9 protein-coding genes are annotated in these 15,440 nt (G+C 70.4%); 6 read left to right on the top strand and 3 right to left on the bottom strand.

Annotated elements, in window-relative coordinates:
• Positions 1-9 precede the first annotated feature (9 nt).
• Genes QE410_RS11760 through QE410_RS11750 form a run of 3 tightly spaced genes read left to right on the top strand, consistent with a single transcriptional unit; the run spans position 10 to position 5,163 of the window.
• Complete coding sequence (locus QE410_RS11760) at positions 10-1,314, top strand: GNAT family N-acetyltransferase (protein WP_307332106.1); 1,305 nt, start codon at positions 10-12, stop codon at positions 1,312-1,314.
• 37 nt (positions 1,315-1,351) lie between these two features.
• Positions 1,352-3,865, top strand: a complete 2,514-nt coding sequence (locus tag QE410_RS11755; protein ID WP_307332103.1) for a bifunctional lysylphosphatidylglycerol flippase/synthetase MprF — start codon at positions 1,352-1,354, stop codon at positions 3,863-3,865.
• Positions 3,862-5,163 carry an esterase family protein gene (locus QE410_RS11750; RefSeq protein ID WP_307332100.1) on the top strand — a complete coding sequence of 434 codons (1,302 nt, stop codon included), beginning with the start codon at positions 3,862-3,864 and terminating at the stop codon, positions 5,161-5,163. Before QE410_RS11755 ends, QE410_RS11750 begins: the two co-directional genes overlap by 4 nt.
• A gap of 86 nt (positions 5,164-5,249) precedes the next feature.
• On the opposite strand, the gene QE410_RS11745 is transcribed toward QE410_RS11750, so the two are convergent.
• Positions 5,250-8,942, bottom strand: a complete 3,693-nt coding sequence (locus tag QE410_RS11745; protein WP_307332097.1) for a multifunctional oxoglutarate decarboxylase/oxoglutarate dehydrogenase thiamine pyrophosphate-binding subunit/dihydrolipoyllysine-residue succinyltransferase subunit — start codon at positions 8,940-8,942, stop codon at positions 5,250-5,252.
• Between the two features lie 164 nt (positions 8,943-9,106).
• Between QE410_RS11745 and QE410_RS11740 the strand changes: the two genes are divergently transcribed.
• Positions 9,107-10,567 (top strand): GuaB1 family IMP dehydrogenase-related protein, encoded by a 1,461-nt coding sequence (locus tag QE410_RS11740; RefSeq protein WP_307332095.1) that lies wholly within the window; start codon positions 9,107-9,109, stop codon positions 10,565-10,567.
• Here QE410_RS11740 and QE410_RS11735 read toward each other — a convergent pair.
• Entirely contained in the window at positions 10,557-11,591 is a 1,035-nt protein-coding gene (locus QE410_RS11735) for a glycoside hydrolase family 76 protein (RefSeq protein WP_307332091.1), read from the bottom strand. The genes QE410_RS11740 and QE410_RS11735 overlap by 11 nt on opposite strands.
• Before the next feature lie 156 nt (positions 11,592-11,747).
• Here QE410_RS11735 and QE410_RS11730 point away from each other — a divergent pair, with 156 nt between their 5' ends.
• Both QE410_RS11730 and QE410_RS11725 read left to right on the top strand, forming a co-directional pair.
• Positions 11,748-13,088, top strand: coding sequence for a hemolysin family protein (locus tag QE410_RS11730; protein WP_307332088.1), 1,341 nt, complete (start codon positions 11,748-11,750; stop codon positions 13,086-13,088).
• Positions 13,088-14,143: a hemolysin family protein gene (locus QE410_RS11725; RefSeq protein WP_307332085.1), complete on the top strand. Its 1,056-nt coding sequence runs from the start codon at positions 13,088-13,090 to the stop codon at positions 14,141-14,143. The genes QE410_RS11730 and QE410_RS11725 overlap by 1 nt, the downstream gene beginning before the upstream one ends.
• 211 nt (positions 14,144-14,354) lie before the next feature.
• On the opposite strand, the gene QE410_RS11720 is transcribed toward QE410_RS11725, so the two are convergent.
• Positions 14,355-15,413 (bottom strand): NADH:flavin oxidoreductase/NADH oxidase, encoded by a 1,059-nt coding sequence (locus QE410_RS11720; protein ID WP_307332083.1) that lies wholly within the window; start codon positions 15,411-15,413, stop codon positions 14,355-14,357.
• Positions 15,414-15,440: the final 27 nt, after the last annotated feature.

Here is a 15,440-nt window from a genome sequence, read left to right as displayed (position 1 = left end):
GCTGGGGTCATGGCATCCCTCGACACCCTGACGCTGCCCCTCGACCAGACCTCCGCCGACGAACTGGCGGCCGCGGGCCTCGAGTATGCCCGCGTGGATGCCGACGGCGACGGCTATCGTCCGTTCCAGCGCGCGGTGGCGCGCGGTTTCCTGGGCGGAGAGTCCACCGATGAAGAGGCGGAGAACGCCCGGCTGACCCTGCGCACGCGCCGACTCACCGGCGTGTACGACCGGGGGTCCGTGGAGCCGGAGGTGCCCGTCGGCACGGTCGATTCCTGGGCCACCGAGCTCACCACCTCGCCCGGGCGCCAGGCGGCGCTCTGGGCCATCAGCGCTGTCACGGTGTCGCCCACCCACCGGCGGCGGGGGATCGCACGCGCCATGCTCGGCGGTGAGCTGCGCACGGCCGCGGCCGCCGGCTTCGCGCTGGCGGGTCTCACCGTCACCGAGGCGACGATCTACGGCCGATGGGGTTTCTCGCCGGCGGCGTGGGCCTCCGACGTCGAGGTCGACACCGCCCGTGCCCGCTGGGCGGGGCCCATCGCTCCCGGACGCATCGATTTCGTGCCCCGCGATGGTCTCGCCGCGCGCATCGGTGAGGTGCACGAGCGGGTCCGGCGCCAGCGCCCCGGGTCGGTGCCGGGCTGGGACGGGCGGTGGCGGGGCTTCGCGGGGGTCGCGCCCGGCGACAAGAACGGTGAGAAGGTGCGCGGCGTGGTCTACCGCGACACAGAGGGCGTCGAGCGGGGCATCGTCGTCTACACCATCGCCGAGCGCGATGACTTCGCCGCGCACGATCTCGACGTCCGGGCGCTCTTCGCCGAGACGCCCGACGCCTACGCGGCGCTGTGGCGGTTCCTCCTCGAGCACGACCTGGTCGGAAAGGTGAGAGCCTGGCTGCAGGCGCCCGTTCCGCCCGTGCAGTGGATGGTCGCCGATCGGCGCGCGGTGACGGCCACCCTGACCGACCACCACTGGCTGCGGATCCTCGACGTGCCGCGCGCACTCACGTCACGGACGTACAGCGCACCGCTGAGCGCGGCGCTGCGGGTGAGCGACCCCCTCGGGTTCGCCGACGGTGCGTGGAGCGTGAAGGTCGGCGACGACGGCGAGGCGGTGGTCGAGGCATCGGCCCCCGGCGGCGACGTCTACGTCGAACTGACCGTCAACGCCCTCGGATCGCTGCTGCTGGGCGGTGTGCGTCTCGCCGATCTGTCGGCGGCGGGGCTCGCAACGGGCGATCCCGCGGCTCTCGCAGCCATCGACCGTTCCTTTGCGCCGGCTATGACTCCGCTGCTCGACATCTGGTATTGACCCCGCCGCATCGGCATTTGCTTCTAGGCTTTCGCCGATGTCCGAAACAGCACCACCCGAGCCAGGCGTGACAGCGCCGTCGCGCCTGCGCGCGGTCGGTCCCTTCCTCCGCCGCTACGTCGCCCTTCATCCCGTCTCGGTCAGTGCGGCGGTCGTCGTCCTCTCCGCCGCCGCGGTCACCGGCGCGCTCTGGAACGACGACGGCGCCTTCGTGTGGGGAGCGGGGCCGCTGGCGTCGTTCGCGAGCGGGCGATGGTGGACGGTGTTCACCGCCCTGATTGTGCCGGATTCCGCCGTCGACGCCGTGTCGTCGGTGCTGCTCGCCTTCACCGTCCTGGCCTACAGCGAGAGTCTGCTCGGGTCGCGTCGCATCGCGGCTCTGCTCGCCGTCACGGGCGTGGCGGGGCTCCTCGTCGGCATCGGCCTCCACGCCGCGGCCTGGACACTCACCGACCTCCGACCCGTCGTCGCAGCCGAGGTGCCCGTTCTGGACCCGACCACCCCCATCGCCGGTGCCGTCATGGCGGCGTCGGCGTTCGCGACCACGCTGTGGCGGCGACGTCTGCGACTCGTCGGGTTCGCGCTTCTCGCCCTGTTCGCCCTGTACGCCGGCGACGCCGACTCCTGGTACCGCCTCAGCGCCGCGGCGATCGGACTCGTCGTCGGAGCAGTCCTCGCCCGTGGACGAGAGCGTCGCTCCTGGCACCGCAGTTCGACGCGAGAGACCCGCACGCTCCTGGCGCTTCTGGTGGCCGTGGTGGGCAGCGGGCCGATCGTCGCGCTCGTCAGCGGCGGCGGGCGCGGTCCGCTTTCGCTCGTCGTCGAGGCCTACACCCAGTACGACGACGAACTGCTCGCGCAATGCGGGTCGGTCGCGGCATCCGTCTGCGACGAGCAGGTGGCCCTGCTGATGACGCGCGGTGCCGGGCCGGCGCTGCTGGCCATCACGCCTCTCGTGCTGCTTCTGGTGGCGGCGTGGGGGTTGCGGCAGGGGCGACGCGCCGCCTGGATCGTCGCGGTGTTCGTGCTGGCGGCATCCGCCGTCCTCCCCCTCGTCTCGCTCGCCGACGGGCGCCTGCGCATCGACCCGTGGGTCGACGGCAGTGGCGCGGAGTACGTTCTCTGGGCCATCGCGAGCATCGTGATCCCCCTCGCGCTGGCTGCGGCTCTGGTCGTGGCTCGTCGCCGGTTCTCGGTGCGTGCGACGCCTCGAGCCGCGCGCACGGTGGCAGTCGTCGTGGCGCTGGCGTTCCTCGCCTGCGCGACGACGCTGTTCGTCGTCGAGGCGATCGGCAAGCGCGCGTTCGACCGCGACGTCTCGATCCTCGACCTCGTCGGGGTGACACTGCGTCGTTTCCTGCCGCCGGCGTTCACGCACCCCGGAGGCGCGACGGCCTTTCCGCACAGCGGCCCCGCCCTGTTCGCCTACCAGTGGGTGGGCGTGTTGTTCTGGGCCATCGTGGTCGTCGCGATCCTGTGGCTCTACCGGCGCGTGCAACGCCCCGACGGCGGGGGTGACCAGCGGTACCGCGACCTGCTGCGCCGCGAGAGCGACACTCTCGGATTCCTCGGCACCTGGGACGGCAACCGGCACTGGTACTCCGACGACGCCGAGTGCGCCGTCGCCTATCGCCTCGTGGGCGATGTCGCCCTCGCCGTCGCAGATCCTCTCGCGCCCGCCGGTCGTCGTCCCGAGGCCCTCAGCGGCTTCACCGACTTCTGCGTCGAGCACGGGTGGACTCCCGCGTTCTACAGCGTGCATGCCGACACGCTCGACGACCTCGTCGATCTGGGCTGGCGCCACGTGCCGGTGGGGGTCGAGACCGTCATGGATCTGCCGGGCCTCACGTTCGCGGGCAAGACGTGGCAGAAGGTGCGACAGCCCCTCACCCGGGCGGAGCGCGAGGGTTTCACCGCCGTCTGGTCGCGGTGGCACGAGCTGAGCGTCGCACAGGCGTCGCAGGTGGTCGCCATCGACGAGGAATGGGTCGCCGACCGCGCTCTCCCGGAGATGGGGTTCACCCTCGGCTCGATCGACGAGCTCCGCGACCGCGACGTGCGACTGCTCCTGGCCGTCGGACCCGACCAGCGGATCGAAGCGGTGACGAGTTGGATGCCGAGCTGGACCGATGGCGAGATCACCGGTTGGACGCTCGACTTCATGCGTCGTCGCACCGACGGGCCCAACGGCATGATGGAGTTCCTCATCGCCAAGGCCGCCCTGCACCTTCAGGAGGAGGGCGCCATCGTCCTGAGCCTGTCGGGGGCGCCGTTGGCCGACGACCCCGACGAACCCGCCGACGGCGATCCCGCTCCCCTTCGGGCCCTGCTGCGCCGGCTCGCCGAGGTGCTGGAGCCGGCGTACGGTTTCGCGTCGCTCTTCCGTTTCAAGGGCAAGTTCCGCCCGCGCTACCGCCCGCTCGCCCTGGCGTACCGCGATCCGCTCGAACTCCCCGGCATCGGCGCCGCCGTCGGACGCGCCTACCTTCCCGACGCCTCGCGGCATGAGATGGTCGCCCTGGCGAGAACCGCCTGGGAGGGGCGCCGGTGAACAAGTTCATTCTGTCGTTCGAGCTGATCGACAGCCCCCTGCTGACCGTTGCGGCCGTCGTCGCCGCCCTCGGAGTGATCGCGGTCATCGTGTGGTCCCCCCGTCGCATCCTCCGCACGCTCATCGCGGGTGCGGTGGCGGGCGTCGTCATGCTGGTGATCGCGAAGGTCCTCGAAGCGATGGACCTCTTCCAGGGGCCGCTGCCGGGGTCGGCGATCGGGTGGGCGTCCGGGGCGGTGGCGGCCGCCGCGATCGGTGTCGTCGGTATCTGCCGGCGCCCCTGGGCCCGGCGGGTGATCGGTGTCGTCACCATGATCGCCGCGCTCCTGGCCGGCGCGCTCGGCGTCAATGCCGGCTACGGCGTCACCCACAATCTGGCCGCCATTCTCGGTGTGCAGGCGCTCGACCCCGCTTCCCTTCCCCCGAGCGAATCGAGCTCCGGCGACCCTGCGACGCTCTATCAGAGGTGGGAGCCCCCCGCGGGGATGCCCGCGCAGGGATCGGTGAGCGCGCTGACCGGGAGTACGAAGATCCCCACCGGACAGTACGCCGCACGTGACGCGTCGCTGTACCTCCCGCCTGCCGCACAGGTTCCGGATCCGCCCGCGCTGCCGTTGCTCGTCTTCATGATGGGCCAGCCCGGCTCGCCCGATCCGACCGCGCTGGCGAAAGCGCTCGACGCGTTCGCCGCGAAGAACAAAGGCCTCGCTCCCATCGCGATCGTCGTCGACCAGCTGTCGGCGCCCGACCGCGACCCCGCGTGCGCCGACTCCGCGACGTTCGGTGCCGTCTCGACGTACATCAACCAGCTCGTGCCGCAGTGGGCCGAGAAGAACCTGAACATCATCAAAGACGCGAAGTATCGGGTGATCGGCGGCTTCTCGAACGGCGGATCGTGCGCGGTCACGTACGGGGCGAAGTACCCGAACACGTGGGGTCAGATCCTCGACGTGATGGGTAACGAGTTCCCCGGTTCCGAGCACGTCTCTCAGACGATCGCCGACGTGTTCGGCGGCGACGCGAACGCGTTCCAGGCCAACAAGCCGTCGGTGCTCATGGGAGCGGCCCCCGCGGGGACCTACTCCGGTCACACGGCGATCTTCACGTGGGGCAGTGAAGACACCACCTACGGCCCGGGGCAGAAGGCGAACTCCCAGGCGGCGCAGGCGGCGGGGTTCACGGTGCTGACATACGTCGTGCAGGGTGCCGGACACACGGGCGAGGCGTTGGACGGCAGTCTCGCCTACGCCATCCCTGCGCTGGCACCCGTTCTGGGACTGGCGGCGCCACCGTCGTGATGTGAGCGGATGCCGCGGGTAGAGCCGGCACACATGGAGAAAGGGCCCGGTCGACCGAAGTCGACCGGGCCCTTTCTGCGATGATGTCAGCGCGCGAGCGCCTCTTTCATGATCGCGGCGTGCTCGTTCGCGTGGACCTTGGGCGAGCCGGTGGCCGTCGATGCGGCCGCCGCCCGCGAGATGCAGCGCACCGGGCGCCCCCCGAGCTGGTCGGCGACCTCGAGGGCGATGAACGGCCAGGCGCCCTGATTCTCGGGCTCGTCCTGCACCCAGACCAGTTCGGCGTTCGGGTACTCCGCGAGCACCCGCGTGAGCTCCTCGGCCGGTGCCGGGTAGTACTGCTCGAGGCGCACGAGGGCGATCTCGGGGTTGGGGTTCTTGTCGAGTTCCGCCCGCAGATCCCAGTGGATCTTGCCGGCGTGCAGCAGCACGCGCTTCACCGCCCCGCGGTCGATGCCGCGGTCGTCGTCGAGCACCGGCTCGAAGCGGCCCTCGAGGAAGTCCTCGACCGGGCTCGTGGCGCCGCGCAGACGCAGCATGGCCTTGGGGGTGAACACGACGAGCGGGCGCCTCGGGCGCTGATACGCCTGGCGGCGAAGCAGGTGGAAGTACGACGCAGGAGTCGACGGACGCGCGACGATCATGTTGTCTTGCGCGCACATCTGCAGGTAGCGCTCGATACGGGCCGACGAGTGGTCGGGGCCCTGGCCCTCGTAGCCATGGGGGAGCAGCAGCACGACGCTCGACTGCTGCGCCCACTTCTGGTCGGCCGACGAGATGAACTCATCGATGACCGACTGCGCCCCGTTGGCGAAGTCGCCGAACTGCGCCTCCCACAGCACGAGCGCGTCGGAGCGCTCGACCGAGTAGCCGTACTCGAACGCCATCGCGGCGTACTCGCTGAGCAGCGAGTCGTAGACCCAGAAGCGTCCCTGGTTCTCGCTGAGGTTCGCCAGCGGCAGCCATTCCTGACCGTTGTTGCGGTCGTGCAGCACGGAGTGGCGCTGCACGAAGGTGCCGCGGCGCGAGTCCTGACCCGCGAGGCGCACCGGCGTGCCCTCCATCAGCACGGAGCCGAAGGCGAGGAGTTCGCCGAAGGCCCAGTCGATGTTGCCGTTGCGGCTCATGTCGAGGCGCTTGTCGAGCAGCTGCTGGAGCTTGGTGTGCACCGTGAAGCCGTCGGGCTTGTTCACGAACGCGTCACCGATGTGCTGCACGATCTCGCGTGAGACACCGGTGGTCTCGGGAGCGCCCACCGCGGGCTCGTCGGCCGCGTCGGTGGTGACGACCGGGTTGGTGCCGGTCTCGGCTTCGTGCGTGTCGGCGAAGGCCACTTCGAGGCGGTTCTGGAAGTCCTGCTTGGCCTGCTCGTACTCGTCTTCGGTGATGTCGCCGCGACCGACGAGCGATTCGGTGTAGAGCCGTCGGACGGAACGCTTCGCCTCGATGAGGTTGGTCATCAGGGGCTGGGTCATCGAGGGGTCGTCGCCCTCGTTGTGGCCGCGGCGGCGGTAGCAGACGAGGTCGATGACGATGTCGCGGTGGAACTCCTCGCGGTACAGGAACGCGAGCTCCGCCGCACGCACGACGGCCTCGGGGTCGTCGCCGTTGACGTGGAGGATCGGCGCCTGGATGGTCTTGGCGACGTCGGTTGCGTAGACAGAGGTGCGCGCGTCGGTCGGGGTGGTGGTGAAGCCGACCTGGTTGTTGACCACGACGTGGATCGTGCCGCCGGTGCGGTAGCCGCGCAGCTGCGACATCTGCAGCGTCTCGACCACGACGCCCTGGCCCGCGAACGCGGCGTCGCCGTGCACGAGGATGGGCAGCCACGAGAACGTGCCGATGGGCTTGCGGTCCTGCTTGGCCCGCACGATGCCCTCGAGCACGCCGTCGACCGTCTCGAGGTGCGAGGGGTTAGCCGCGAGGTACACGGGGAGCTCGTCACCGGCGTCGCCCACGAACGTGCCCTCGGTGCCGAGGTGGTACTTCACGTCGCCCGAGCCGCGCTTGCTGCCCACGGCGACGGCACCCTCGAACTCGCGGAAGACGTGGCCGTAGGTCTTGCCGGCGATGTTGGTGAGCACGTTCAGGCGTCCGCGGTGCGCCATGCCGATGGCAGCGCCGTCGAGTCCGGCCGACGCCGCTCCCTGCAGGATCTGGTCCAGCAGCGGGATGAGGGACTCGCCGCCCTCGAGGCTGAAGCGCTTCTGGCCGACGTACTTGGTCTGCAGGAACGTCTCGAAGGCCTCGGCCTGGTTGAGCTTCGACAGGATGCGCAGCTGCTCGTCGTGGCCGGGCTTGGTGTACTTGACCTCGACGTTGCTCTGGAACCACTGGCGCTGCGCGGGGTCTTGGATGTGCATGTACTCGACGCCGATGGTGCGGCAGTACGAGTCGCGCAGGACGCCGAGGATGTCGCGGAGCTTCGCCACGCGCTTGCCGCCCAGGCCGTTGGTGACGAACTCGCGGTCGAGGTCCCAGAAGGTCAGGCCGTGCGACTCGATCTCGAGGTCGGGGTGCGTGCGCTGCACGTACTCGAGCGGATCGATGTCGGCCATGAGGTGACCGCGCACGCGGTAGGAGTTGATGAGCTCCTGCACGCGCGCGCTCTTGTCGATGCGCTCGGAGACGTCGACGCTGATGTCGGCCGCCCAGTGGATGGGGGCGTAGGGGATGCGCAGTGCGGCGAAGATGTCGTCGTAGAAGCCGCGCTGCCCGATGAGCAGCTCGTGTACCTTCTTCAAGAACTCGCCCGAGCCGGCGCCCTGGATGACGCGGTGGTCGTAGGTGCTGGTGAGGGTGATCGTCTTGCCGATCGCCAACTCGTTGAGCGTCTTCTCGCTCGCCCCCATGAACTCGGCGGGGTAGTCGAGGGCGCCCGCGCCGATGATCGCACCCTGACCGCGCATGAGGCGCGGGACGGAGTGGACCGTTCCGATGCCGCCGGGGTTGGTCAGCGAGACCGTGGTGCCCTGGAAGTCGCCGGGGGTGAGCTTGTTGCCGCGGGCGCGGCGCACGAGGTCTTCGTAGGAGGCGAGGAACTCGCCGAACGTGAGGGTGTCGGCCCGTTTGATGCTGGGCACGAGCAGCGCGCGCGAGCCGTCGGGCTTGGGCATGTCGATCGCGATGCCGAGGTTGACGTGCGCGGGGGCGACGACCGAGGGCTTGCCGTCGATCTCGGCGTAGTAGACGTTCTGGCTCGGGAACTCCTTGAGCGCCTGGATCAGCGCCCAGCCGATCAGGTGGGTGAAGCTCACCTTGCCGCCGCGCGTGCGCGACATGTGGTTGTTGATGACGATGCGGTTGTCGATCATCAGCTTGGCCGGGATCGTGCGGACGCTGGTCGCGGTGGGCACCGTCAACGAGTCGTCCATGTTGGATGCCAGCGCCTTCGGCATCCCCTTCAGCACGGTCACGCGGTCTTCTTCGGTGCTGTCGGCACCGGTCGAGGGGACGACGTTCGGCGCCTGCGCCGGGATGGGCTGCGGGGCCGCGGGCTTCGTCGTCGTACGGGCGACGGGTGCCTGACCGACCACCGGGATCGGGGCCGTGACGGGCCGGGGCTCGGAGGCCGTCGGCGCCTGCGGCGCGGAGGGCGGGGGAGCGGCGGCCGAGGATCCGTCGACGACCGGGTGGTACGCCTCCAGGATCGGCCACCAGGCCTTGTCTACGGAGTGCTTGTCGACTTTGAACTGTTCGTAGAGTTCGTCTACGAGCCACTCGTTCGCGCCGAACTCGCCCTCGCTCGAAGTACCGACGCCCGTCACCTGGCTCGACACAGTCGATCGCCTGCTTTCCTCGATGAAGATTCCTGTGGATGCGCCGACGTCACCGTCACAGACGACTCGCGTCCTGCGCGTCTGCCAGCCTAGTCGAGGTTGCCGTGGGGGGCCGTGGCCTTTACGAGGCCTTTACTTTCGAATGGTGTGCTGAAGTGGATGCCATGGAGTTCTCCGGCGCACAGCCCGATGTCGACCTGACGTACTCGGACGTGTTCCTCGTCCCGCGTCATTCCGAGGTGCGCAGTCGCCTCGACGTGGATCTCGCCCCCGCCGACGGCAGCGGGGCGACGTTGCCGCTCGTCTCGGCGAACATGAACTCGGTCACGGGCACGAGGCTGGCCGCCGCCCTGGCGCGTCGCGGCGGTCTCGGCGTTCTTCCGCAAGACCTCGCCCTGCCCGAGATGCTCGAGGCGGTCGAGTGGGTCAAGTCGCAGCCCGTCGCGTGGGACGCGCCCCTGGTGCTGCCTCCGGGTGCGACGGTGGCCGACGCGCGTCTGCTCATGCCGCCGGTCGCCGGTCGCGGCATCGTGGTCGCCGAAACGCGCGAGGACGGTGTCGTCGATCTCGCCGGTTTCCGCGGGATCGTGCCGGCCCCGCGTCTGGCGAGCGCTCTTCTGGACGCCACGCTCGGCGACATCACCCGCGGTGAAACCCCGCTCGTGGAGGTCTCCCGCGTCGGCGATCCGCGGGCGGTGTTCGCGCTGATCGAGCAGACCGGCGCCGATGTCGTCGCGGTCGTGGACGGTGATCGCGTGGTCGGCACCCTGTCGCTGCGCAGCGCGTTGCGCGACTCGGTCTATCGCCCGGGCGTCGATGCCGACGGACACCTCATCGTCGCCGCGGCCGTGGGTATCAACGGCGACGTCGCCGGTAAGGCGCGGGCGCTCGCTGCGGCCGGGGTCGACGTCCTCGTCGTCGACACCGCGCACGGGCACCAGGCGCAGATGCTGCGGGCGCTGGGCGAGGTGGCAGCGCTGGATCTCGGCATCCCGATCGCCGCCGGAAACGTCGTGACCGCCGAGGGCGTGCGTGACCTCACGGACGCCGGCGCGACGATTCTGAAAGTGGGCGTCGGGCCGGGCGCCATGTGCACGACCCGCATGATGACCGCCGTCGGTCGACCGCAGTTCTCAGCGGTCCTCGAGACGGCCGAGGCGGCGCGCAGCGTCGGTGCACACGTCTGGGCCGACGGCGGTGTCCGCTACCCGCGCGACGTCGCCCTCGCGCTGGCCGCGGGCGCGGCATCCGTCATGATCGGCTCGTGGTTCGCCGGCACGATCGAGTCGCCCGGGCGTCTGCGCACCGACGATGCGGGTCTGCTCTACAAGGAGTCGTGGGGCATGGCGTCGACCAAGGCGGTGCAGGGGCGGTTCGGCCGCCTCGATCCCTTCGAGCGCGCCCGCAAGGAGTTGTTCGCCGAGGGCATCTCGTCGTCGCGCATCTACCTCGACCCGCAGCGGCCGGGTCTGGAAGACCTGCTCGACATGATCACCTCTGGCGTGCGCTCGTCGTTCACCTACGCCGGGGCCTCGACGGTCGCGCAGTTCCACGAGCGTGCGCGCGTGGGCCTGCAGTCGGCGGCCGGGTACGAAGAAGGCAAGGCGCTCCCCGTCAGCTGGTGACCAAGCGCGCCACCTCGACATCGGCCTCGAGCGTGATCCACGCCCCGAGCTGCACCGACAGGTCGAGGTCGGCGTCTTCGGCGCGGGCCGGGCGCCGGGGATCCGCGGCGAAGAACCCTTCGCGTCGGCCGAGCCACAGCGCGTGCGCATTGCGATGCACGAGCTCGCTTGCGACGCGGGACGCCTGCCGATGCTCGTCGTTCGAGACGTCGCGGGCGAACCACACCGCGGCCTCCGCCAGATAGCGGGCGAGGATGCCGGCGAACAGCCCGCCGTCGCCGCCGCCGGCCGCCGGGAAGAGGCCGCCGTCGGGCTCGCACCACCGTTCGACCGCGTGCACGAGCGCCATCGCCCGCGCCTCGTGCGCCTCGCGGGCGTCGGCGTCGGGCGCCCCCTCGGCGAGGGCGAGGGCGGACCCGATCGCCACGCCCTGGTTGTAGGTCCAGACCTCGGGGCGGACGACGCCGTGTTCGATGCCGTCGCGCACCAGTCCGGTCGCCGGGTCGTCGAGCGTCGTCGCCACCCACGCGTCGAGGTCGACGGCGATGCCCCGACGCGCGGACCAGGCGAGGGCGATCGCCGCCGGGCCGTTGGCGGGGGCGTTGTAGAGCACGCTGCCGACCGCCCAGGGGAGGGCGCCGACCTCCGGGTCACGGGCGTCGCCCAGCCGGCGAGTGAGGCGGTCGATGCGCCGGTCGTGTAGGTCGTAGCGCTGCAGGGCGAGGGTCATCCAGGCGACATCGTCGTAGAACGGCGTCGTCCAGCGTCCGAGCGTGCGAACGGCGATGCCGCGGTGGATCGCGCGCAGCAGACGGGCTCGGCGCGGATCGGGCCGATGCTCCTGGGCGTCGCGGAGTACGTGGAGCAGGTGCGCATGCCACCAGTAGTGCCAGGTGCGGGCGCCGTCGACACCGGGGGTCGCGGCGTGGCCCCACGCGACCGGACCGAAGCGATGCACATAGCGGCGCACGACGGCCGATTCGGCCGCCATCGCGCGCACCTGCGCCGGAGAACGGGCATCCATTCGTCCATCCTCCCCAGCGCGAAGGGTGTGGAGGAACGGGATGCCGGGGAGCCGGGGTGCGAATAGAATCGACGGCACGATGGACGACCCTCCCAGTTGTAGACCCACGCCCCACCGACCCCCTTCCGCCGAACGCTCGAGCGGGGGTGATGCCTGATGGATTACGTCATGCTGGGCGTGGGGCTGCTTCTCACCGTGGGAACCGGACTGTTCGTCGCCAGCGAGTTCGCCCTCGTCAACCTCGACCGCGCCGACCTCGAATCGCGCCGCGACGCCGGCGAATCACGGCTGTCGTTGACCATCGACGCCCTGCGCATCACGTCGACGCACCTGTCGAGCGCTCAGCTGGGCATCACGCTGACGACGCTGCTCACCGGATACACGATGGAACCGGCGATCTCGAACCTGTTGCGTCCCGTCTTCCAATCGTGGGGGCTGCCCGAGGCGCTCATCGTCTCGCTCGCCGCCGTGATCGGCGTGGGGTTCGCCACGGTGCTGTCGATGATCCTCGGTGAGCTCGTGCCGAAGAACTTCGCCCTGGCCATTCCGCGGCAGACGGCGAAGCTCGTCATCCCGTTCCAGGTCGCCTTCACCGCGGTGTTCAAACCCGCGATCGTCGTTCTCAACGGCAGCGCCAACGGCGTGCTCCGCGCCATGGGCGTCGAGCCCAAGGAGGAGCTGTCGGGCGCCCGCTCCGCCGAGGAGTTGTCGAGCCTGGTCAAGCGCTCGGCCAGCGCCGGCATGCTCGAGAAAGACACGGCATCCCTTCTCGATCGCAGTCTCACCTTCGCCCGCCTCAGCGCCGCCGACGTCATGACCCCGCGTCCCAGCGTGCACGCGCTCGCCGCGGGCGACCCGGCCGACGACGTCGTGCAGCTCGCGCGGCGCACCGGCCACAGCCGCTTCCCGGTGTACGGCGAGTCGATGGACGACATCGTCGGCGTCGTGCACCTCAAGGCGGCGATCGGGGTGCCGCGCGAGAAGCGTGCGGAGGTGCCGGTCGCGGCTCTGTCGACCGAGCCGCTGCGCGTCCCCGAAACCGTGCACCTCGACACCCTCGTCTCGGAACTGCGCTCGCGCGGGTATCAGATGGCGATCGTCGTCGACGAGTACGGCGGCACTGCGGGCGTCGTCACCCTCGAAGACCTCGTGGAGGAGATCGTCGGCGAGGTGCTCGACGAGCACGACCGCTCGCGCGCGGGCGTCGTGCGCTCCGCGGCATCCGTCACCTTCCCCGGCGACCTGCGACCCGACGAAGTGCTCGATCGCGCGGGTGTGCGCGTGCCCGAGGGGGAGGTCTACGACACCGTGGGCGGTTTCATCATGGCTGCCCTGGAGCGCATCCCGGTGGTGGGCGACACCGTCGACATCGACGACGGTGTTCTCGCCGTGCAGCGCATGGACGGCCGTCGCGTCGACCGCGTGCAGTTCACCCCCACCCCGAAGGAGCAGGACGTCGACGACCTCGTCCGCGCGGCGAAGGGCGGTGATCAGTGATGAGCGATTGGGCGGGAATCGCGTGGCTGGTCGTGTTGCTGGTCGCCAATGCCTTCTTCGTCGGCGCAGAGTTCGCCGTCATCTCGGCGCGTCGTTCGCAGATCGAACCGCACGCCGATCGCGGCTCGCGTGCCGCCAAGACGGCGCTCTACGCCATGGAGCACGCCACCCTCATGCTGGCGACCTGTCAGCTCGGCATCACGATCTGCTCGCTGCTGATCCTGAACGTGTCGGAGCCGGCGATCCACCACCTGCTGGCGGGGCCGCTCGGCCTCACCGGCATCCCCGAGGCCGCGGTCGACATCGCCTCGTTCATCGTCGCGCTGCTGATCGTGTCGTACCTGCACGTCGTGTTCGGCGAGATGGTGCCGAAGAACCTCGCGTTCTCGCTGCCCGACCGTGCGGTGCTCATGCTCGCGCCGCCCCTGGTGGCGGTGTCGAAGGCGTTCTACCCGATCATCGTCGCGTTGAACTGGACGGCCAACCACGTGCTGCGACTGTTCCGGGTGGAGCCCAAAGACGAGGCCGCCTCGACGTACACCCTCGACGAGGTCGCCACGATCGTGACGCAGTCGCGCCGGGAGGGCGTGCTCGACGACTCCGCGGGCACGGTCACGGCGGTGGTGGAGTTCACCGAGAAGAAGGCCGCCGACATCGCGGTGCCGATGGGGCAGTTGGTCACTCTCCCCGAGACCACGACCCCCGCCGAGATCGAGCGTGCGGTCGCGCAGCACGGGTACTCGCGGTACGTGATCGTCGACCGCGGAGGAAACCCCACGGGCTACGTGCACCTGAAAGACGTGTTGCGCGCGGCGGAGGGGGCGGATGCCGACATGCTCCGGCCCATCCCGAGCAAGCGCGTGCACCACATGGTGTCGGTGCTGGAGACGACCGACCTCGAGGACGCCCTCGCGCTCATGCGCCGCTCCGGTCGGCACCTCGCCCAGGTGCGCGACGAGCAGGGCGACGTGCAGGCCGTGCTGTTCCTCGAGGACGTCATCGAAGAGCTCGTGGGCGAGGTGCAGGACGCCACCGAGCGTCGCCGCTTCGCCTGACAGCAGAACAACGGATGCCACGGGGCCTGGGCCTCGTGGCATCCGTTGTTCCGGCGAACGCGGGTGTGCGGGCGCCGGCTGGGGCTGATCCGGCGCAACGGACGGCCTCCGCCACCGGCGCCCTGTTCGCAGCGATGGCGTCGTGGTCTGCGAGGAAACGGCTCCGCGGCGACAGGCGCGCACCGAACCTCTCCCGCGTCGGCCCGCCGGCTCAGTAGGCGCGGAGGTACTGCGCGGGAGCGGGAAGGTCCGCCCCGAGGGCCGCGGCGGCGCGGAGCGCGTAATGGGGGTCGCGCAGCCACTCGCGGCCCGACAGGATCGCGTCGGCGCGGCCGTCGGCGAGGATCTGCTCGCCGAATGTCGGGTCGTCGATCATGCCGACGGCGGCGACGAGCAGGCCGGTCTCGCGGCGGACCGTCTCGGCGTAGTCGACCTGGTAGCCGGGGCCCGGGACGATGTGCTGCTCGGGCACGAGTCCGCCGCTGGAGACGTCGATCAGGTCGGCTCCGGCTTCGGCCGCCACCCGGGCGGCGGCGACCGTATCGGCGACATCCCACCCGCCCTCGGCCGCGTCGGTCGCCGAGAACCGAACGAACACGGCTGCGTCGGGTGCCGCGGCCCGAACCGCCTCCGTGACCCGCACGAGCAGGCGCACCCGGTTCTCGAACGACCCGCCGTACTCGTCGTCACGACGGTTCGTCAGCGGCGAGAGGAACTGGTGCAGGAGATATCCGTGGGCCGCGTGCACCTCGACGACCTCGAAGCCGGCGCCCACGGCCCGGCGGGCGGCATGGGCGAAGTCGGCCACGACCTTCTCGATGCCCTTCTCGTCGAGCGCGACCGGCTCGGCGAAGGCGTCGTAGGCGAGCGCGGACGGCGCCACGGTGGTCCACCCGCCCGCGTCACGCGCAACCGTGCCCCGCCCACCGGTGAGCGGCGACGTGGTCGAGGCCTTGCGCCCGGCGTGGCTGAGCTGCACGCCCGCGACCGCCCTGCGCGAACGGACTGCCGCCACGATCGGTGCCCATGTGGCGGCCTGCGCATCGTTCCACAGTCCGGCGTCGTCGGGCGAGATCCGCCCCTCGGGTGAGACGGCGCTCGCCTCGGCGATCACCAGGCCCGCACCGCCGGCGGCGAACTGGGCGAGGTGCACGTGATGCCAGTCGTTCGGCATCCCGTCGACGGCGCTGTACTGACACATCGGCGACACCCACAGACGGTTGCGCATCTCGATACCGCGGATGGACAGGGGTGTGAAGAGGGCGCTCACGGGGACCTTCGCGTTCTAGGGTGACGC

Source organism: Microbacterium sp. SORGH_AS_1204 (genome assembly GCF_030818935.1).
Classification (GTDB): Bacteria; Actinomycetota; Actinomycetes; order Actinomycetales; family Microbacteriaceae; genus Microbacterium.
Note: the sequence above shows the minus strand (reverse complement) of the source record. Positions and strands in the feature narration are given on the sequence as shown.

Excerpts from the sequence above, each read along its gene's own strand:
- QE410_RS11755 (WP_307332103.1), top strand. The coding sequence starts at position 1,352 with ATGTCCGAAACAGCACCACCCGAGCCAGGCGTGACAGCGCCGTCGCGC.
- QE410_RS11735 (WP_307332091.1), bottom strand. The coding sequence starts at position 11,591 with ATGGATGCCCGTTCTCCGGCGCAGGTGCGCGCGATGGCGGCCGAATCG.
- QE410_RS11740 (WP_307332095.1), top strand. The coding sequence starts at position 9,107 with ATGGAGTTCTCCGGCGCACAGCCCGATGTCGACCTGACGTACTCGGAC.
- QE410_RS11725 (WP_307332085.1), top strand. The coding sequence starts at position 13,088 with ATGAGCGATTGGGCGGGAATCGCGTGGCTGGTCGTGTTGCTGGTCGCC.
- QE410_RS11760 (WP_307332106.1), top strand. The coding sequence starts at position 10 with ATGGCATCCCTCGACACCCTGACGCTGCCCCTCGACCAGACCTCCGCC.
- QE410_RS11730 (WP_307332088.1), top strand. The coding sequence starts at position 11,748 with ATGGATTACGTCATGCTGGGCGTGGGGCTGCTTCTCACCGTGGGAACC.